This is a genomic window from Ulvibacter sp. 2305UL32-6 (assembly GCF_058148545.1).
This window is the reverse complement of the sequence record NZ_JBYVKA010000002.1, coordinates 535,123-554,023: the sequence shown is the minus strand read 5'-3', so window position 1 is coordinate 554,023 and position 18,901 is coordinate 535,123. Positions and strand designations below refer to the sequence as shown.

Below are 18,901 nucleotides of genomic sequence, written 5' to 3'. Positions count from 1 at the left end.
GTGAGGGGAAAAGTAAAAAGTAAAGAAAAATTATGAAAATAGAGAATATAAATACCTTTGGCGAACTTAAAAAAGCCGGATTCGAATACAAAACGATCAAAGAAGAATTACGGCGTAATCTTCTTCAGAAAATGATGAAGAAGGAAACTACGTTTACGGGTATCCACGGCTATGAGTTTACGGTTATCCCAGAGTTGGAACGCGCTATTCTTTCAAAACATAATATCAATCTTTTAGGATTACGCGGACAAGCAAAAACACGCTTGGCTCGTCAGATGGTCGAATTATTGGATGAATATATTCCTGTTGTTGAAGGAAGTGAGATCAATGATGATCCATTTCAGCCTATTTCACGTTACGCAAAAGAACTCCTTCATGAAAAAGGAGATAATACGCCTATAACATGGCTGCATCGTTCAGATCGCTTTGCTGAAAAGTTAGCAACGCCGGATGTGACGGTAGCAGACTTGGTTGGTGATGTAGACCCAATAAAAGCTGCAAATTTGAAATTAACCTATGCCGATGATCGTGTGATTCACTTCGGAATGATCCCAAGAGCCAATCGCTGTATTTTTGTGATTAATGAGTTGCCCGATTTACAAGCTCGAATTCAAGTTGCGCTTTTCAATATTTTGCAAGAAGGTGATATCCAAATTCGTGGTTTTGCGGTTCGATTGCCTTTAGATATTCAATTTGTATTTACGGCCAACCCTGAAGATTACACCAACCGAGGAAGTATTGTAACACCACTTAAGGATCGTATTGGTTCTCAGATTCTAACACATTATCCGAGTGATATAGACATAGCGCGAACCATTACAGAACAAGAAACAGCCTTGGCTGCGTTAGAAAAAGAACATGTTTATATTCCTGAAATTGCCAAAGATATTTTGGAGCAGATCAGTTTTGAGGCTCGGGAAAGTGAATTTATTGATGCCAAAAGTGGCGTAAGTGCGCGTTTGAGCATTACGGCTTTCGAAAATTTATTAAGTACTGCCGAACGTAGAGCGCTTCATAATGGTGATAAGACAACCACCTTACGATTGAGCGATTTTATGGGTATTATTCCGGCAATCACGGGAAAAGTAGAGTTGGTATATGAAGGCGAACAGGAAGGAGCTAACGAGGTAGCTAAGCAATTGATCGCTGATGCGGTGCGTACTCAGTTTTTAAATTATTTTCCGAAGATAGAAAAGTTACAAAAGGAAGGCGATGTAGATCCGTATGCCGATGTGGTAAACTGGTTTTTTGAAGAAAGTGGTTTTGAACTATTAGATACTCTTTCGGACGCCGAGTATATTGCAGAATTGAATAAGATCACACCACTAGAAGCTTTGCTAGATAAGTACACCCCAGATATTTCCGAAGCAGATAGACCGTTTTTTAAAGAATTTGTGCTTTGGGCCTTGGTTGAGTTTAAAAAACTGAGTAAGTATAATTTATCTGACGGAATCCGTTTTAAAGATGTCTACGGAAGTTATATTAGTGGGCTGTAATCTTTGACTGTAAAACATAAAAAAAGCTCTCAACTTGTGTTGAGAGTTTTTAATTTATGAATTCAAGTCAGCGCTTATAAGTTAGGAATCACTAACTCTTGCCCAGGATGAATGGTGTCTGGGTTTTTAAGAATATCTTTATTTGCCTCAAAAATGGCATTGTATTTCATAGGGTCTTTATAATAGTGCTTCGCAATTTTGCTTAAAGATTCTCCACTTGATACCGTATGGCGTGCATATACTGTAGAATCAGCTACTTTAATATCTGCAACGATATCTGCAGGGTTTTCTCCTCCAGCTGCTTTAATAGCGTCCCACAATTGATTTTTCTCGTATTGCGTATTGGCTGTTCCTGTTACGTGAAGTTTTCCACCTTCTTCTTTTACATCACCGTTTTGAATTTTTAACTCTTCACCGAGATCCAAGACTTTCTGATATTTTGCTTTAACCATTTTCTGTTATTTATAAGTTGAGGTTTAAAGATACAAAAATTGAATTTTAGTTTTCTAAAAGCTTTTAAAAAATACCTTTAAAAAATCGTGTTTTCGTTTATTGGGAAAGTTTAACCGATTGGACTCATATTTAACTAAACATTAGTGAATCCTTAATATAAATGCAACATCCATATAGCTACTTTTGGAGTCAACCTTAAAAAAACAAACTATGAAATTTAAAATGTTAGTGCTATCATTAGCCACAGTAGGTATGCTATTTGTCTCTTGTGATGACACAAAGAAAAAGGAAGCTGAAGCAAAAGCTGAAGCAGAAAGAATGGAAATGGAAGCTAAAACTGCTGCAGCTGAAGCCGAGAAAGAAGCGGAAATGGCAAGAATGGAATTTGAGAAGAATACCATTGCATCGATCGCTATGGGAAATGAAAATTTTTCGACACTTGTTACTGCATTAAAACAAGCCGACTTGGCAGGTACGTTTATGGGTGAAGATGAATTCACTGTATTTGCACCAACAAATGATGCTTTTGCTAAATTACCGAAGGCTACACTTGACAACTTATTGAAAGATGAGAACAAGGCAAAACTTCAAAATTTATTGAAGTATCACGTAGTAGCTGGTGAGTGGAAAGCACCTGCAGTTATGAAAGCAATCGCAGATAACAAGAACGCTTACAACGTAACTACCTTACAAGGTGAAAATATTGTTCTTTCGGTTAAAGATGGAAAAGTAATGATCAAAGATGCCAAAGGAGGTACTGCAACTGTTGTTATGGCTGATGTAGATGCTTCAAATGGTGTTATTCATGCCATTGATAAAGTAATTATGCCGAAGCAATAATACAGCATGCTTTAAAACTTAAAAAGGCTTCCAGATGGAAGCCTTTTTTTATTCTCATTCTTTTGATTCATCATCAACATCGTGTATAAACCCAATGAGGCCTTCAAAAAATATCTTTTGATCGTCATATTGTGATAAGTGACTGCCATTGGGGCAATGATGGTATCGCCCATTTTGAACTTCATTAGCAAGCCATTCCATCTGCTCTGGATCCATAGTGTCGTACTCGGCACCAATAGACAGGGTAGGGACGGTGATGGTTTTTAAACGATCTTTAACATCCCAATTCTCTAAGACTGGATTTCCCTTAACACCAAATTCGCTGGGCCCTTGCATCGTTACGTATACTTTTGGATTTAAATGATTGAATCCACGATTCACCGAATTTGGCCATTTGTCAACAGGCATACGTATCACATGTTCTGTATAATAATTATTTACTATAAGTTCAAGATATCTGGGGTTGCTATAATCTTCAGCATTTTCATATAGCATGATCTCTTCTAGGATTTCCGGATCCATCTTGGGTGCAAGTACTTTATCGCTATATTCTATATAATCGGGAATTGATGGAACCATATTACTAATGATCAATCCTTTTAGATTTTGTTGATATTTTAAGGCGTATTCCATCGCGAGTATCCCTCCCCAACTTTGTCCGAATAAATAAAAATTATCTTTATTCAAGCCCAAAGCAATTCGCACTTCTTCTACTTCCTCCACAAAACGTGCTGTATCCCATAAACTCAAGTCGTCTGGTTGATCGCTGTAATAACTACCCAATTGGTCATAGTAGTAATATTCAATGCCTTCCTGCGGAAAATAACCATCAAAACATTCATAGATCTCATGCGTCATTCCTGGGCCGCCATGCAGCAAAAGCACCTTTTTCTTCGGATTGTTTCCTACCCGTTTTGTCCAAACATCAAACGTTCCTTTTGGTGTTTTAATTGGAATCATCTTTACACCACCCGTAAATTGATCATTACGGCCTTCATAAGACAAATAATCGACTTCTGGAGTGGTTTGTTTCGTAGATTTTTCGGTATTAGTTGTGCACGAAACACAGGCTAAAATAAAGGATAAAGCAATTAGTTTATTTTTCATGTAGGAATATTAGTTTGTTAAATCTTTCGGCGTGAAAGTGCTTTTAAAACTGAAAGCATACGCACTCTCGCCCCGTTTTTGTAAATGGTTAAGGCGTTCTTTAGCCTCTTCGAGTGTGGGAATATGACCTTTCGGAATAAACCATAACACAGCGTGCATTTTTGGCATTTTATGGAACCATTCTTTTTTTCTTCGGAAGATCTCCTTGTGTCCAGAATTATAAACATACTCAAATAAATGGTCTTTACTCTCCCAAACGCTCATATTGGCTACTGTACGGTTGTTCCCAAAGATTCTCGCAATTTCATCGGCATCACTGTCATAGCCTTTATGACGCCATATAAAGCCCGGACTACCTTCTGCAAGCGTATTGATCCGTTCGGTATTGTTGACAAAGCCAGACATTACAGTACTTTCCATATCATCAAGAGCATGTGCAACATTCAATTGGGCTAAATGCATGTGGAATAAGTTTCAAGTTTAAAGTTTAAAGTTTCAAGTTTCAAGTTCAAAGTTTTAACTTCATGCTTGATCAATCTCTCTTCCGAAGATATTCAAATTTTTGCAAATCAGCTTCCGAAGTAATTTCAAAAGAAACTCCATCTTTTAAAACAATATTTTTAGTAGTGGTTTGCAAAACATCATCATAATAATGATCGGTTAAAATAAGTCCTTTGGTTTTAATGATCTTTTTAAAAAAAGCTTTGAGTGCATCTTTTTTCAGTGGATCAACCATCGAAAAAGGTTCGTCGAGCATTAAGAAGGGGTGTTTGCCATTCCCTACAAGAATAACTTCCAAATACTTGAGTTCTCCCAAAGAAAGTTCGCCCACTCGTTTTTTGGTGAGCACCGCAATATGCGGATCGTAGAAAATAGCGTCTTGTTCTTTTTCTTCGGAATAATACATTGGAATGATATCACGAACTAGAAGTGATTTAGGTAAAAAAGGATGCTGCGGAAGATAGGCAATGTGTTGTTTCGCGATGACTTCCGAAGGTATAATATGCACATCGTCAATGGTCAGGTTAACAATTCCACCGCTCATTGTTCCGAAGAGCATTTTTAATAAAGTTGACTTTCCACAGCCATTACGCCCGAAAATTCCCAAGATCTCCCCAGTGTTAACATCAAAAGAGACCTCCTTTAGAATCACTTTGGCTCCATACGATTTAGAAATTTTATGTAACTGAAGGGTTGCCAATGAGCTGAGAAATTAAGAAGAAAATAAGGGTTACTGGAATGGCAACAAATAAATTAATAAGGAAGTTTTTTTTTAAAAGCTTGGCTTTGGTAATTCCCATATTATAGAAAAAATAGTATTGATCGCTTTTGTAAACTGCAACGGCGAGATGACCTATCCATACGGCAATCGTACAAAAAATAAAAGCACCAATGATCCAACCGAAGGCAAGAACAAAGAAAAATCCAAATCCGAAAATAAACGGAAAGCAATTTTTATAATAGTGCCAATAAGGTCTTAGAGACATGTATTTTTAAATGAATTAATGATTTAATGATTGATTGAATTAATGGGTAATTGGCCATCTTATTCAAAAAGTCATAACGATTTAATGACAAGTACATCCGCCATCCATAAAACCTTGTGATTTTTCGTGCCATGGAAAAGCTTCATTGTATTTATTGTTTTCCCAGAAAAACGGCATACGATCTTTTGGGTGGTTTCCGATCTCATTGAGTGTATTAGCATCATAAAGTCTACCGTTTACCATCACTTTTTCGATGCTTTGGGTATTTTCGATATCTTCAAGTGGGTTTTCGCTTAAAATAAGAATATCGGCCAGTTTTCCTTTTTTCAAAGAACCTATATCATTGCCAGCACCAATATACTCTGCTCCATTAATAGTAGCAGCTTTTAGCGCTTCATGATTGCTCATACCTCCGGCAGCAAGCATCCATGTTTCCCAGTGTGCGCCTAAGCCTTGTATCTGGCCGTGCGCACCCATATTCACTTTAACGCCAGCTTTACTTAGGGCATTGGCTGTTTCAGAAACTAAAATGTGACCATTTTCATATTCTTTCTGTGGAACCATCGTTCTATGGCGTGAGCGGCCGTCAATAATACCGCGTGGCGTAAACGTGAGAAGCTTTTCATTCTCCCAAACATTGTCACGTTGGTAGTAGTAGTACTCACCATTGAGACCGCCATAATTTACAATAAGGGTTGGTGTATAGCCTGAACCACTGTGACCCCAAATTTCCAAAATATCTTTATAAACAGGAGCAACGGGAATATTGTGTTCAACACCAGTATGACCATCGATCACCATAGAAATGTTATGAAAAAAGGTGGATCCGCCTTCGGGAACTACATTAATACCTTGCTCACGTGCGGCTTGCAATACTTGCTGGCGCTGTTCTCGGCGCGGCTGATTATAACTTTTTACACTTTTAGCGCCAAAGGCTTTCGTACGACGAATGCTGCTACGAGCATCTTCAATATCATTAATTACGGCTTTAAAATCGCCGTCAGCTCCGTATAGAATGAAGCCCGTAGAATAGAGTCTTGGACCAACAAGTGTTCCAATTTTTTGTAATTCTGAAAGCGTAAATACGGTTTCTGTGTTTGCTGAAGGATCATGCGCCGTTGTTACGCCAAAAGCCAGATTCACCATAAACTGCCAATTCTGCTGTGCTGGGATTCCGTAGCGAAAAGCACCAATATGCGCATGACTGTCTACCATTCCAGGCATGATGGTCTTTCCTGCTGCCGAAAAGATCTTAGCGTCTGCAGGCACAGGTGTTTTGTCTGCTGGTCCCACAGCTTCAATTGTATTTCCATTGATGATAATATTTCCGTTTTCGATCACTTCATTGCCATTCATCGTAATAATTCGCGCGTTCGTAAAAGCAATTCGTCCGCTAGGTTTATCAACGGGCGCAGTTAAACCGATCTTGAGTCCGTTGGTTGGCATTTCCGAAGGTGTTTCCGAAGCACCTGATAAAAAACTAAATTTTTCTTGCAGCGTATTACTAAAATATTCATCGCCAAGAGTCCACATCACTTTCTGGCTATCTTTTGACCAATGAATGTTGATTCCCGCGTCTTTAGCGATCTGTTGTACGGGAACTGATTTACTTGCACCATCTAAGGTGATAGGTGATCCATTCATCACCATAGGAGCAATATAAACTTTATGTAGGTTAGAGAACGCCACCCATTTGTTATCTGGACTAGGGACTATTCGATTCGCATATTTTGAAATAATATGTTCTCGTTGCTCGTTTCCATTGAGATTAACACTGATCAATTTTTTGGTATTATCACCAAAATAGGTTCCGCCAGTTTGAAGGAAGATGCGATCACCATCTTTTGTAAAGGTAGGATACTCACCTTCTTTACTTACTTTTTTTAGATTTTGTCCATTGGCAGAGATGGTATAAATTCCTTCATTCTTACCAAAAGTTAGTCCTTGATCTGTGTTTCCGTTTTCTTTTCTGAAGACAATTTGTGTTCCGTTAGGCGAAAAGGAAGGGGTGCGGTAGATACCTTTTTCCGAAGAAATTTTTACAGGCGTGCCTCCTGTGGCTGGTACTTTAAAAAGGGCACCTTTTTCTACGTCGTTCCATGTTACGTAAACGATATCACTACCGTTTGGGGAGATACTAGGTTCAAACTCAAAATCGGTGCCGGTGGTTAGTCTTTTCGGTATTCCGTTAGGAAGGTCCTTTTTCCATAATTGACCCAGCGCGTTAAAGATAATAAAATTATTATTAGGAGCGGTAATTGCATTTCTGATAACCTTGGCGGTCATCATATCTCTTTCAATAGGCGTAGAGGTATGAACTGTTTTAGCCAGATCAATTTTCACATCTACTTTAAAGGGTATATTGGTTACTTGCAAGCTATTGATGTCTATTTTGTTGATTTTTCCTCCGCTCCAAAAAACGATCTCTTTGTTGTTAGGAAGCCAGTCAAAATTTGGATAGACCCCAAAAATAGCCCAAGCTTCCTGTTGGTCTTTATTTAGCTTGTCATATAAAGGCCATTCTTCACCAGTTTGTAAATTGTGAACATATAACGCTGTTTTTTCTCTAACTCGCTTTACAAAAGCCAGTAAAGTCCCATCTGGCGAAACTGTAGGGCGTGCTGCCCCACCGGGGCCACCTGTGATCGTTTCCGTGGTTCCATCTTCAAAATCATAACGTTTGATGACATAGATCTGCTGATTTGGGTCTTTGTTATATTGAAAGAAGCCTCCGGGATACATGTCTTCAGAATAATACAAATATTTACCATCCGTAGAAACGAAGGGTTCATTGACATCCTGCTGATCATTTTTGCGTTCGGTAAGTTGGAGTCCGCTGCCGCCTGTTTTATGATATTGCCACATTTCACCAGCGCCCAAGCTCCGCCCAGAAGAAAAGTGTTTGCGGGCGATCAGATAATTTCCGTCTGCCGTCCACACTGCGTTGTTGAGTAATCGGAAGTCTTCTTTAGTTACTTGTTTGGCGTCACTTCCGTCAACATTCATCGTCCAAATATTATCGCCACCGCCGGCATCACTAGTAAAAGAGATTTTCTTACCGTCCGGACTAAACCGAGGTTGTATTTCAAAAGGGATCCCGCTACGTAATACCTTGGCATCACCTCCCGAAATTGGCATGCTGTAGATATCTCCCAACATATCAAAGACGATCGTTTGGCCATTCGGACTTACATCAAGATTCATCCATGTTCCTTCCTCTGTGGTGAATTTATGAGTTTTGTAGTTAAAATCTTTACCCGGATTGGCAACATCCCAAGAAACCGTTTCTTCTTTTTTACTTTTCTGTGAAAATAGAAGGGTAGTGGTTACAAGCAGCAGCAGTGTAATTTTGATTCGCATGATTAGAGTATTTAGTTTTTAAAGATAGTCAATGCGTTTTAAGTTTTAAATTGATGCTATCTCGATTTTATTTTTTGTTCGCATAATGAAATAATGGTTGCAATGCGTTTGTTTTGTGTTTCTTGTCGTTTTGCGGTAGCTAACCAGCGTAAATGACTTTTTTGGTATCCTGGCGTAAGACTTTGAAAAAAATTATAAGCTTCAATATTTTCGTCGAAGGCTTGTTGTAAATTCTGTGGGATAATTCCTGCGTCAGGTCCTTCCATGGCGGTCCAGGTTCCTGTTTTTTTAGCAAGCTCGATCATCTTATGGCCACTTGGGTGTAAAAGATTTGTTGCTTGCAGTTCTAGAACATAACTTTTATTGAGCGCACTCCAGGTACTTTTGGGGTTTCTAGGACAGAAATATTGTAAGCGCTTCCCGCCACCCAGACTTCGAACCGTACTATCGATCCAACCAAAGCAAATCGCAACTTTTACAGCTTCTTCCCAGCGCATGGTGGGTTGATTCATTTCTAATTTATAGAAAATAAGATGAATTCCTTGTGGATGTTGTTTATGATTATCAAGAAGCCAGTCGTACCAATCAACATCTCTATGAAAATAAAGTTCAGGTCGCTCGTTCAAGGTTTCATTTTTTACGTTTTTCTTCGGAAGCTTATTCGGTTATTTCTTCAGAATCTATATAGAAATCAGGTTTAACATACAGCTCATTAATATCCCCTGTAAAATCTTGGGTCTGCCATTCCGAAGTTGGTGTAATCCACTCTTCCTTTCCATTCATCATCATAATGATTGGCATAGTAAAGCCATCCACCACGTTATCATATTTATATTGGAGCGAATTATGATCTTTTTTGTATTGTAATTTAGGAATTTTTGTCGTCCGTAGATATTGTTCCCAAAAAGCGGTAAGATCCAAACCGCTCTGCTGCGCCATAAAATCTTCGATCTGTTTACTGGTCACCGTTTGATGACGGAACTCGGTATTTAGACCTCGCAATATTTGACGCCACTTTTTATCGTCATTCACCCATTGGCGAAGCGTGTGGAGCGTGTTTGCACCCTTGTAGTACATATCACCACTTCCTTCGTGATTTCGGTTATAAACACCTATCAACGGACGATCATTTTGGATCATACGCCTTGTGCCTATGACATATTCACTTGCGGCTTCTTCGCTATAGTGATAATTTAGGTAGAGATTTTCTGAATAGGCCGTAAATCCTTCGTGGATCCACATATCTGCTACATCTTTATTCGTTATGTTATTTGCAAACCATTCGTGACCAGATTCATGAATGATAATAAAGTCGAAACGCAAACCCCAGCCAGATTCCGAGAGATCACGCCCTAAATAGCCATTCTGAAATTTATTTCCGTAGGTAACACTACTTTGATGTTCCATACCCAAATAAGGTACTTCAACCAATTTGTAGCTATCTTCATAAAAGGGGTATGGGCCAAACCAGTATTCAAAAGCCTGAAGCATCATAGGTACTTGACTAAATTGATCTTCAGCGCGCTCTACGTTATATTTTAACACATAAAAATCGGTATCTAATTCACCTTGTAGGCCTTCGTATTTTTTACTGATATGTGCATAATCTCCCATATTGATGTTAACCCCGTAATTATTTATAGGATTGATAACTTTCCAGTGCCATGTTTTAGTGCTTCCGTTATCTGTGGTTTCAATCAATCGTCCGTTTCCAACAGCTGTAAGGTCGGCAGGCGCTGTAATTTGCATATCCACACCGCGGTCGGGCTCGTCGGCAGGGTGATCTTTATTGGGCCACCAAATGCTCGAGCCAATTCCCTGGTTTGATGTAGCGATAAAATCTTTACCATTTGTGTCTTTGTCCCACGAAAATCCGCCATCCCAAGGCGCGCGAACCGCTTCTTTAGGAGCACCAGAAAAGTAAATGGTAATGGTTTGTTCTTCGCCAACTTTCTGATCTTGTTTCAGCTTTAGGAAATGAGCGGAACCCTTACTTTTAAATTTGACATTTTTTCCATCCTGAATGATCTTATCAATTTGCATAGGCTCCTGCAAATCGATCTGCATGGTATTTTTTTCTTCCAATACACGATAGGTAATGGTATTGGTTCCTTGTATTTCTTTTTTCTTCGGAAAAACCTCCACCCGGAGATCGTAATGCTGCAAGTCCCACCAGGCGCGTTCTTCGGTTATGGATCCACGGAGCTCGTCGGCTTTTGTGAAATCTTGGGCATATGACACTGCTAGGCAGCAGCAGATAAGAAGTGAGGTAAGAAGTAATTTCATGGATATTTTTTATCTAAAAACCGAATTAGGAAAAACGACAACACTTTCATGACCATCTTTTCCTACGGAAGCAATTCCGAAGAAATAATTGTCAATTACAATGCCATCTAAAACAAATTCATTTACATCACCAACATACCTGCTATGGTCCCAAGTAGGAGAGGTGGTATCACGCCAATAGATCTTGTAGCCCACAGCTCCGTCTACTTTGTTCCATTTAAACTTAGCTGAAGGTTCCACAATACCACCAATAGAAACATTTTTCGGTTCTGGTGGTGCCCAAGCGAGATTCGCCATATTGATAGCGTTAACAGCGGTTAATTTTCTCGCATAGTCAAAATTGACGAATTTTAAGAGATCGCCATATTCAATACCGTCTTCAGTGCGTATATCTTGATGTTGTTGGGTGTAGTTTTCATGGGCTTCCATGATCCTGATACCCGCCCAGCCTAAGTCGTTAAACGGTCGATGGTGTCCGCCACGACCAAAACGGTCCAGCCTGTAAATCAGCATGGGATTCATTTCCGGCATATATGTTTTTGTTGTTTTATGTACATAACGTGCTAGCTGTCTAGAAATACCGTCAACTTCGCCACCATAAAAGCGTCTTGCGTTGCGTTCGCGTTCAGTTTCGGTTGGTGGAACTGGTTCAGAAAAAATTCTAAAATCCACGTTGCTTATTACGCCATCAACTCCTTTGATGTTTCCAATCATATCGTTGTTAAGAACCCCAATGATCTCCCATCCTTTTTCTTTTGCATAAGCGGCAAATCCAGCACCTCCAAAAAGACCTTGTTCTTCACCGCTGAGGCCAAGGTAAATAATACTGTTTTCAAATTTGTATTTACTTAAAACCCGAGAAGCTTCAATGGCTCCAGCCATACCGCTCGCATTATCGTTCGCTCCCGGAGCGTCTTTTGTAAAGTTAGATCCGTCGCTATTTCTTGAATCAATATCACCACTCATTATAATATATCGATTGGGATATTTCGTTCCTTTTTGTACAGCCGCAACGTTAACGATCCAAGTGTCTTGAGGCACGCGGCGGTTACCTTCGGCTTTGACAAAATCTTTTTGATAAAAAACATGTAAGCAGTTATTGCAGTTTTGCGAGATAGTTTCAAATTCTTTTTTGATCCATCTACGCGCCGCACCGATTCCTCGTGTGTTACTTATAGTATCGCTAAAGGTATTTCGTGTTCCAAAATTAGTAAGTGTTGTAATATCTGCTTCAATTCTTTCAGAAGAAACGGCCTCGATGATGTTGTAGATACGGGAATCTGTTTGCCCTAACATCACTGTCGAGATTAGAAACAGTAATCCCAAAAAATATTTTTTCATAGTACTTACTTTTGCCTAAAAATAAGTAAAAGATTCTTTTATGTACAGACTTTTCAGAATAAAAGTTCAATAAGGTTTTGCTGTGTACGAGCGGTTTTGTTTTAAGCTTTTCGGGTTGGCACTTGTGTTACTGAAATTGTACGGAATTCCTGTATAAGGGTACATATAACCACCTATTGTGACAATAAAATGGAGATGTGGATAGCCAGCAAGCCCTGTAGAGCCACTTAAGCCAATAGTGTCGCCTTTTGTAACTAGATCACCAACATCAACTAAAGCACCTTGATTTGTGAGATGCATGTATTGAGCATAGGTATTATCTGAGTGTTTTACTATGACAATATTGTTCGGAAAACTTCCGTCATAACCGCTTTCTTCTATATGCACAACTTCTCCCTCGCGCGCAGCGGTAATAAACGTTCCTATTTCCATGTCAAAATCGATCCCAAATTGATCTGGTGAACCGGGTCTGTGGTAAGAACTCGTACAATGACTTAGGTTAACACGATAGGTACGCGAAATTGGATAGGGAAGCACATAGGGTGATGATTTCCAATCGGGATATTCAACATCACAACCCGTTGTTGAGTTTGGGTCATCATTTTGATTCTGACTCCCATCCGCTGCTTGAAAGTTGGAATCGCTGGAGCAGAAGGTAAAGAGTATTACGGGAATGACAATTAGAGCAAAATACCTCATGGTTTTTTTTACTACAAGGTATGAGATGATAGATGGCAATCGAATTTTTTCTGTACCTTTTTAGGTAATAATAATAATTCTTAAACGGCTAACGATATTAAGCCGCTATTTTTATATGGTGGAATTTTTACGATATTTTATTTTCTTTTATTGTTTTGTAGGGATCTTTATTTCTGGTGGATTATTCTTTAATAAACGGTCACCGGCCAATATAATGATGGCGGTGTATATTTTTCTCTTCACTCTTGAACTTATAGATTTCCTATATACCACTAATGATGTTGTACTTATGTATCCACAATATTATTTGTATATCTATCCTATTTGTTTGCTTTTTGGTCCCACTTTATGGCTACACTTTACATTTATAAAAAACCCAGATCGCAAATTTACATACACGCAATTACTCCATGTTCTTCCCTTTCTGTTTTTTGTTGGTTTTTTGTTGGCACCCATACTTCGTTTGGAAGGAATGGCGCGCATAGAATACACTCGTGAGAATTTTAATAATTATATGATGCCGCTTAATTATATTAGAACCACTCATGTTATGCTCTACGGAATAATGATGGTTTTTGTTATTATAAAAGAAAGACTTTACAAAAGTAATCGGCAAGGAATTTATCTAACCTTGATCGCAGTAATTTATTTCTTTACGGCCGTGCTGCAATCGTATTTGACTCGTTTTGCTGATAGTTATCGGCAATTTTCATTGTATTTCTTTTTGGCAGCAACTATCTTTTTGATTGCGGGAATTGTATTATACAGCTACCCAGAATTGTTGGAACGATTTCAGGAGAAGTATTTTAGCAGTAATTTGAAGGAGTCTGATAGGAAAAGAATTATTTCTAAGATAGAAAAGGTTTCTGGAGATATACAAATCTACTTAAATAGTAATTTAAAATTAACCGAATTTTGCGATCAGATCGAGGAGCGGCCGCATCATGTTTCTCAAGTTTTTTCTTCGGAATTTTCAACCTCTTTTTCCAGCTTTGTAAATGAACATCGGGTAGCTGTGGCTAAGTGTATTCTACAAGATCCTAAAAAGGATGATCTAAAAATTTTGGCCGTTGCTTTCGAATGTGGTTTTAATAATAATGTTACCTTTAATAAAGCATTTGTAAAATGTACAGGAATGACGCCGGGTAAGTTCAGAAAAGAGCGAGAAACTATTAACGGATAAAATATACTTTGCTTATAAGTGCATTGTCAACTTCGTAAATTGCAATGGCCGTAAAATTTTTCCCATCCATGGTTACATACTCTTCATCTATGACTTTATTTCCTATTACAATTCGATTTTTGATTGCTGCGTGAAGGTCAGGCGTATATTCAAAAAACTGACTATAGCTTTCAGTCACACTGTTTTTCTCGTCGTAAATTAATGTATCCGGATAAAGCATGATCTTTATTTTTGGGGCATACGTTGCCATAAACCCTTCTATATCTCGATTATTATATGCGTCAAGTTGCTTTTGAACAATACCTTCTGGGCTGGTGGAAAGCTTTTGGTCGGCAATAAAGGTCATACTTGAGATCTTATCTTTGTCTACAGAATAGATCGTTACCTGTTTTTTTGTTTTGCCTGCCAATGTCACCTGCTCCTCATCAATAACGATATCCTTAAAAACAATACGGTTCAATACCTGCACATTGATCTCGCCCTTGGTGCGTTCGTAAAAACGGGCGTATTCAGTTTTAAGCGTTTCATTTCCTGTATATATTACATCATTTGGAAATCTGCCAACCACAACATCTTCACTAAAACACGTAGCAAAGGCATCGAGATCCCTCATGTTAAAGGGTTCAATGTGTCGTTGCACAATTTTACTAGGATCGGTTTGTGTTGATTCAGCAACGAGCGCGAGGGATTTTTTGTCGGGACTGATGGCGAGTCTGGAGATGTTGGCAATGTGTTTCTCTTTTAGATCGGCAATAGGTTTCCATTCACCTTTTCCGAAGAGATCATACAAAAATAACTGACTTCCGCTACCAATAAGCAAGCGTGATTCATCTAACCAAATATGATCTTGTATACCAATTGGCAACTGACAAACAAAATAGCTTTCACGATCGTCAATATCAAATTGGTAGATATCCATATTCCCTTCTTCATTGACGGCTGTATAACTCATAGCATTCTTGCCAGGGATTTTATGAATGGATCTTCCACTATTGTACAATAGCGTGTCTGTTGTTTTTTTCTGAAGGTCTATAAGAACCAGATCTAAACGATCGTCTGAAAGGACTGATGCGAGGATGGTGTTTTGATCATAAAAAGCAAAATAAGCAACTTGAATATCGGGAATAATTTCTTCGGAAGTTTGCTCGGCTAAACCATAACGATAGAGTCTTTGTTTGCCCGTTGTGTCTAATCGAACCGCTGCAATATTTGGAGAATTCGGAATTATTTGAGGCGAATATTCACCACCTGAAGTGGGTTTGTTTAAAAATAATTTCTGCGATCGTTCTAGATTATAATACGCAATGTCTGTTTGCCCTTTGTTGTTTCCGGCAAATAACAATTGATCATTTGCTAAAAACGATGGTTGGCTATCATAGCCAGAGTCGTTTGAAACATTACGAATATTCGTAATTTCAAGATTGTCCGAATTGGCGTTGATGTCTGCTAAAAAGACATCGGGATTAGTTTGAGAGTGTATAGTAAGGCTACAGAGAAGTGCAGCGAGCAATTGAGTGATCGTTTTCATTTCGTATAAATCTGATGGAAAGATACCAAAGTTTACGGCAAAGAAAAAGTCGCTTTTTTACTAAAAAACGACTTTAAAACTTATAAGATAACAACTCTTTGGGGCAGGTTGTTTCATTAAAAGTTGCTGCTCTGCGCATACTCATCCTCACAATGACGTAGAACAATTTATATACGAGATTTATGGAAGTACGGTTTTACGAGATTTAAAATTTCTATTACTATTATTTCTATTACTAGAATCGTTTTCTCTATTTTAGTACATCTAATGCTAAAAAAACAGCGCTCTGTCTCGTCTCAAACCTTTATTTATTATTGCAATTAGTGTTGGTTGTCTTTGTTGTTCACCAATAGTGAGTGCTCAAGATACAGCGCAAATTGATAGTTTAAAGCAAGTTTTAAAAACTTCAGATACACTAAGTAGTTCTCATAAAATAGGAATCTATTTAAAACTAGCTAAATTGAATCGACGAACCAATCCGGAAGAACAACTTTTCTACGCAAGAAAGACAAAGACCGAGGCTCAGAAGATTTCGGATATAAAAACGCAGGGAATTGCGCTTTCCGAGATCGCATCACATTATCAGAAAGCAGATCATTATGACTCAGCGTACTATTACTATAAAGAGGCTATTCCATTTTTCCGAAGTGCAAAAAATATAGGAAATGCGTATTCAAGACTTTCAAACATCGAAAAAGCCCGTGGAAACTATATTGAAAGTATTGCGCTACTTATCAAATCAGATTCACTGTTTGAAACGATTGATTTTCAGCAAGGCAGACTAGCCACCAACACACATCTTGGGATCTTACTAAGCACGAAAGGGGATCATAAAGAAGCCATTAATTACTATAAAAAAGCGGAAGCTTTATTGAGTGAAAAGGATGAACGTAGCAAAAGTGCGCTATATACAAATTTTGCCATCACATACAATGAGTTAGGAGATCTTGAAAACTCTAAAAAATATACTGAGCAATCAATCGCCATTAAGCAAAAACTAAAGGACATCAACGGCTTGGCAAATGCTTATGGTAATTTATCAATGATCGCCAGCAAGGAAGGGGATGATACCTTGAGTATCGAGTATATGGAAAAGGCGTTAGCTGCTTATAAATTGATGAATAATAAGAATGGAGAAGCGGGAAGTTATAATACCCTAGGGATTATTTATCACAAAAAGGGAGACTTGAAAAAAGCCGAAAGTTATCTTCTTCAAGCTAATATGCTTACGAGTGAAACGCACAACCATGAGGCGCTTTTAAGTAATGAAAAGGCTTTGTATGAATTGTATTCTGAAAAGAAACAATGGAGTAAGGCGTATCAACATTTAGCGCTGTTCACTACGTTAAAGGATTCAATCACTGAAATTGAAAAAATACGGATCACAAAAGAGTTGCAAACCAAATACGAGACAGATCGTATTTTAAAGGATAAGGAGTTGGCTGAAACAAATACAGCCTTGGCGCAGCAAAAGGCTGTAACGAATAAAAATTTTGCTATTTCCATGGCTGCATTGGGAGCATTGATCTTGGCTGTGGCATTATTTGTATTCTACCGATTTAAATCGAGGAAAAAGCAAGAGGTGCTTTCGCTTCAGTTACAGGAATCTGAAAAACGACTTCGGTTAGAGCAGCAAACTCGTATTTCCGAATTAAAGGCATTGCGTTCACAGATGAATCCGCATTTTGTTTTTAATGCTTTGAATAGTATTCAGGATCTTATTTTGCTGCAAGACATTCGTAATTCGAATAAATATTTGGGGAAATTCAGTGATCTTATTAGACGAATTTTAACGAGTAGCAACGTGGGTTCTGTAAGTATTTCCGAAGAAATAAAAACGCTAAAATTATATGCTGAATTAGAGCAATTACGCTTTGGGGAGCAATTACAAATTGTATTTATTAATGATGTTTCTGAAGAGATCAGTGAAGACTTTTTTCTTCCAACTATGTTTATTCAACCCTATATCGAAAATGCCTTAAAGCACGGCCTACTGCACAAAGAGGGAACTAAAAAGTTAACAATACATTTTTATAAAAATGATCACGATGTGGTTTGTACCATTGATGATAATGGGGTGGGACGGAAGAAGGCGAATGAGATTCGATCTAAAGGGAAAGGAAATCACCTTGGGTTTTCTACACAGGCAAATCAAGAGCGTATTGATCTACTAAATGCAGAGCGCGAGAAAAAAATTAAAATTAAAATAATTGATAAACAAGCTAATGGCAAAGCTTCAGGCACAACTGTTTTTCTTTATTTTCCGATTGATGAATTGTAAACCACACTTTATAAAGCGGTATGGCTAAAATCTAATTAAAATTCCGTTATTTCTAAGATGATCAGAGCAATAATAATAGATGATGAAGAACGCGCACGTCGGGTACTCACAAATTTATTGACCCAATTTTGCCCAGAAGTTGAAATACTTGAAGTTTGTAGCAATGTCCCAGATGCGGTTTTAGCGATTAACAGAACGCAGCCTGACGTAGTTTTTACAGATATCGAAATGCCTGGTTATTCGGGATTTGAATTGCTTCAATTTTTTACTGAAATTACCTTTGAGATTATCTTCACTACGGGGTATAACGAATACGCATTAAAAGCATTTCAAGTTTCGGCCATTGATTATTTGCTGAAGCCCATTCAAATTGATCAATTAGAAAATGCTGTGGCTAAGGTGAAAAAGGCAAAAGATTATACTATGGAAGAGCGTCTAGAAGCGCTAAAGGAAAATTTAAAACAGGCTGAAATCTATAAAATTGCGCTTCCTACTTTTGACGGACTCCTTTTTGTTGATGTCAATGCGATCGTTTGTATTGAGGCAGACGGTGCGTATACGCATGTAACTTGCCGAGATGAAAAAACGATCATGGTGAGTAAGCGGTTAAAATATTTTGAACTTTTGCTAGAAAATCGCAATCAGTTTTTTAGGGTGCATCGTTCAGCGATCATCAATATCAATTTTATTGAAAAATACTCGAAGGCAGAAAGTTATCTTTTACTTCAGAATAAAAAAACCATACGCGTCGCCAGAGATAAGAAGTCAGATTTTGAAGCGTATGTTAAGGATATCCGACTGTAGTGATGACTTTTACAGCTTGTGAATTGAAAATAGCGA

Annotated in this window: 16 protein-coding genes; 5 read left to right on the top strand and 11 right to left on the bottom strand. The window is 38.2% G+C overall.

Translation table 11 applies throughout. From position 1 onward, the window contains the following. The first annotated feature begins 32 nt into the window (after positions 1-32). Positions 33-1,496, top strand: a complete 1,464-nt coding sequence (locus tag ACY2RU_RS08320) for a magnesium chelatase (protein ID WP_490137976.1) — start codon at positions 33-35, stop codon at positions 1,494-1,496. A gap of 74 nt (positions 1,497-1,570) precedes the next feature. On the opposite strand, the gene ACY2RU_RS08315 is transcribed toward ACY2RU_RS08320, so the two are convergent. Continuing rightward, entirely contained in the window at positions 1,571-1,948 is a 378-nt protein-coding gene (locus ACY2RU_RS08315) for a LysM peptidoglycan-binding domain-containing protein (RefSeq protein WP_490137975.1), read from the bottom strand. Positions 1,949-2,159: 211 nt separating this feature from the next. Here ACY2RU_RS08315 and ACY2RU_RS08310 point away from each other — a divergent pair, with 211 nt between their 5' ends. Further along, positions 2,160-2,789, top strand: a complete 630-nt coding sequence (locus tag ACY2RU_RS08310; RefSeq protein WP_490137974.1) for a fasciclin domain-containing protein — start codon at positions 2,160-2,162, stop codon at positions 2,787-2,789. Positions 2,790-2,843: 54 nt separating this feature from the next. On the opposite strand, the gene ACY2RU_RS08305 is transcribed toward ACY2RU_RS08310, so the two are convergent. The 9 genes from ACY2RU_RS08305 to ACY2RU_RS08265 form a co-directional block, all read right to left on the bottom strand. Further along, positions 2,844-3,896, bottom strand: coding sequence for a proline iminopeptidase-family hydrolase (locus ACY2RU_RS08305; RefSeq protein ID WP_490137973.1), 1,053 nt, complete (start codon positions 3,894-3,896; stop codon positions 2,844-2,846). A 9-nt stretch (positions 3,897-3,905) separates the two neighbouring features. Continuing rightward, complete coding sequence (locus ACY2RU_RS08300) at positions 3,906-4,358, bottom strand: DUF3291 domain-containing protein (protein ID WP_490137972.1); 453 nt, start codon at positions 4,356-4,358, stop codon at positions 3,906-3,908. Positions 4,359-4,428: 70 nt separating this feature from the next. Next, entirely contained in the window at positions 4,429-5,097 is a 669-nt protein-coding gene (locus ACY2RU_RS08295) for an ATP-binding cassette domain-containing protein (protein ID WP_490137971.1), read from the bottom strand. Further along, on the bottom strand, positions 5,075-5,383 hold the full coding sequence (locus ACY2RU_RS08290; RefSeq protein WP_490137970.1) for a hypothetical protein: 309 nt from the start codon (positions 5,381-5,383) through the stop codon (positions 5,075-5,077). Before ACY2RU_RS08290 ends, ACY2RU_RS08295 begins: the two co-directional genes overlap by 23 nt. A gap of 81 nt (positions 5,384-5,464) precedes the next feature. Next, the gene (locus ACY2RU_RS08285; RefSeq protein WP_490137969.1) at positions 5,465-8,743 is read right to left on the bottom strand and encodes an amidohydrolase family protein; all 3,279 of its coding nucleotides are present in this window, start codon (positions 8,741-8,743) and stop codon (positions 5,465-5,467) included. A 56-nt stretch (positions 8,744-8,799) separates the two neighbouring features. Further along, entirely contained in the window at positions 8,800-9,369 is a 570-nt protein-coding gene (locus ACY2RU_RS08280; protein ID WP_490137968.1) for a YdeI/OmpD-associated family protein, read from the bottom strand. A gap of 31 nt (positions 9,370-9,400) precedes the next feature. Further along, positions 9,401-11,029, bottom strand: a complete 1,629-nt coding sequence (locus tag ACY2RU_RS08275; RefSeq protein WP_490137967.1) for a M1 family metallopeptidase — start codon at positions 11,027-11,029, stop codon at positions 9,401-9,403. 9 nt (positions 11,030-11,038) lie between these two features. Next, entirely contained in the window at positions 11,039-12,370 is a 1,332-nt protein-coding gene (locus tag ACY2RU_RS08270; RefSeq protein ID WP_490137966.1) for a M28 family metallopeptidase, read from the bottom strand. A gap of 66 nt (positions 12,371-12,436) precedes the next feature. Next, positions 12,437-13,069 (bottom strand): M23 family metallopeptidase, encoded by a 633-nt coding sequence (locus tag ACY2RU_RS08265; RefSeq protein WP_490137965.1) that lies wholly within the window; start codon positions 13,067-13,069, stop codon positions 12,437-12,439. A gap of 115 nt (positions 13,070-13,184) precedes the next feature. Between ACY2RU_RS08265 and ACY2RU_RS08260 the strand changes: the two genes are divergently transcribed. Further along, positions 13,185-14,252 carry a helix-turn-helix domain-containing protein gene (locus ACY2RU_RS08260; protein WP_490137964.1) on the top strand — a complete coding sequence of 356 codons (1,068 nt, stop codon included), beginning with the start codon at positions 13,185-13,187 and terminating at the stop codon, positions 14,250-14,252. Here ACY2RU_RS08260 and ACY2RU_RS08255 read toward each other — a convergent pair. Beyond that, entirely contained in the window at positions 14,242-15,780 is a 1,539-nt protein-coding gene (locus ACY2RU_RS08255) for a nuclear transport factor 2 family protein (protein ID WP_490137963.1), read from the bottom strand. The genes ACY2RU_RS08260 and ACY2RU_RS08255 overlap by 11 nt on opposite strands. Positions 15,781-16,132: 352 nt before the next feature. Between ACY2RU_RS08255 and ACY2RU_RS08250 the strand changes: the two genes are divergently transcribed. Together ACY2RU_RS08250 and ACY2RU_RS08245 are read left to right on the top strand one after the other, a co-directional pair. After that, positions 16,133-18,061, top strand: coding sequence for a tetratricopeptide repeat-containing sensor histidine kinase (locus tag ACY2RU_RS08250; RefSeq protein WP_490137962.1), 1,929 nt, complete (start codon positions 16,133-16,135; stop codon positions 18,059-18,061). 57 nt (positions 18,062-18,118) lie between these two features. Continuing rightward, positions 18,119-18,865 (top strand): LytR/AlgR family response regulator transcription factor, encoded by a 747-nt coding sequence (locus ACY2RU_RS08245; protein WP_490137961.1) that lies wholly within the window; start codon positions 18,119-18,121, stop codon positions 18,863-18,865. The last annotated feature ends 36 nt before the right edge of the window (positions 18,866-18,901 follow it).

Excerpts from the sequence above, each read along its gene's own strand:
- ACY2RU_RS08245 (WP_490137961.1), top strand. The coding sequence starts at position 18,119 with ATGATCAGAGCAATAATAATAGATGATGAAGAACGCGCACGTCGGGTA.
- ACY2RU_RS08315 (WP_490137975.1), bottom strand. The coding sequence starts at position 1,948 with ATGGTTAAAGCAAAATATCAGAAAGTCTTGGATCTCGGTGAAGAGTTA.
- ACY2RU_RS08290 (WP_490137970.1), bottom strand. The coding sequence starts at position 5,383 with ATGTCTCTAAGACCTTATTGGCACTATTATAAAAATTGCTTTCCGTTT.
- ACY2RU_RS08265 (WP_490137965.1), bottom strand. The coding sequence starts at position 13,069 with ATGAGGTATTTTGCTCTAATTGTCATTCCCGTAATACTCTTTACCTTC.
- ACY2RU_RS08310 (WP_490137974.1), top strand. The coding sequence starts at position 2,160 with ATGAAATTTAAAATGTTAGTGCTATCATTAGCCACAGTAGGTATGCTA.
- ACY2RU_RS08320 (WP_490137976.1), top strand. The coding sequence starts at position 33 with ATGAAAATAGAGAATATAAATACCTTTGGCGAACTTAAAAAAGCCGGA.
- ACY2RU_RS08300 (WP_490137972.1), bottom strand. The coding sequence starts at position 4,358 with ATGCATTTAGCCCAATTGAATGTTGCACATGCTCTTGATGATATGGAA.
- ACY2RU_RS08260 (WP_490137964.1), top strand. The coding sequence starts at position 13,185 with ATGGTGGAATTTTTACGATATTTTATTTTCTTTTATTGTTTTGTAGGG.
- ACY2RU_RS08285 (WP_490137969.1), bottom strand. The coding sequence starts at position 8,743 with ATGCGAATCAAAATTACACTGCTGCTGCTTGTAACCACTACCCTTCTA.
- ACY2RU_RS08255 (WP_490137963.1), bottom strand. The coding sequence starts at position 15,780 with ATGAAAACGATCACTCAATTGCTCGCTGCACTTCTCTGTAGCCTTACT.
- ACY2RU_RS08270 (WP_490137966.1), bottom strand. The coding sequence starts at position 12,370 with ATGAAAAAATATTTTTTGGGATTACTGTTTCTAATCTCGACAGTGATG.
- ACY2RU_RS08275 (WP_490137967.1), bottom strand. The coding sequence starts at position 11,029 with ATGAAATTACTTCTTACCTCACTTCTTATCTGCTGCTGCCTAGCAGTG.
- ACY2RU_RS08305 (WP_490137973.1), bottom strand. The coding sequence starts at position 3,896 with ATGAAAAATAAACTAATTGCTTTATCCTTTATTTTAGCCTGTGTTTCG.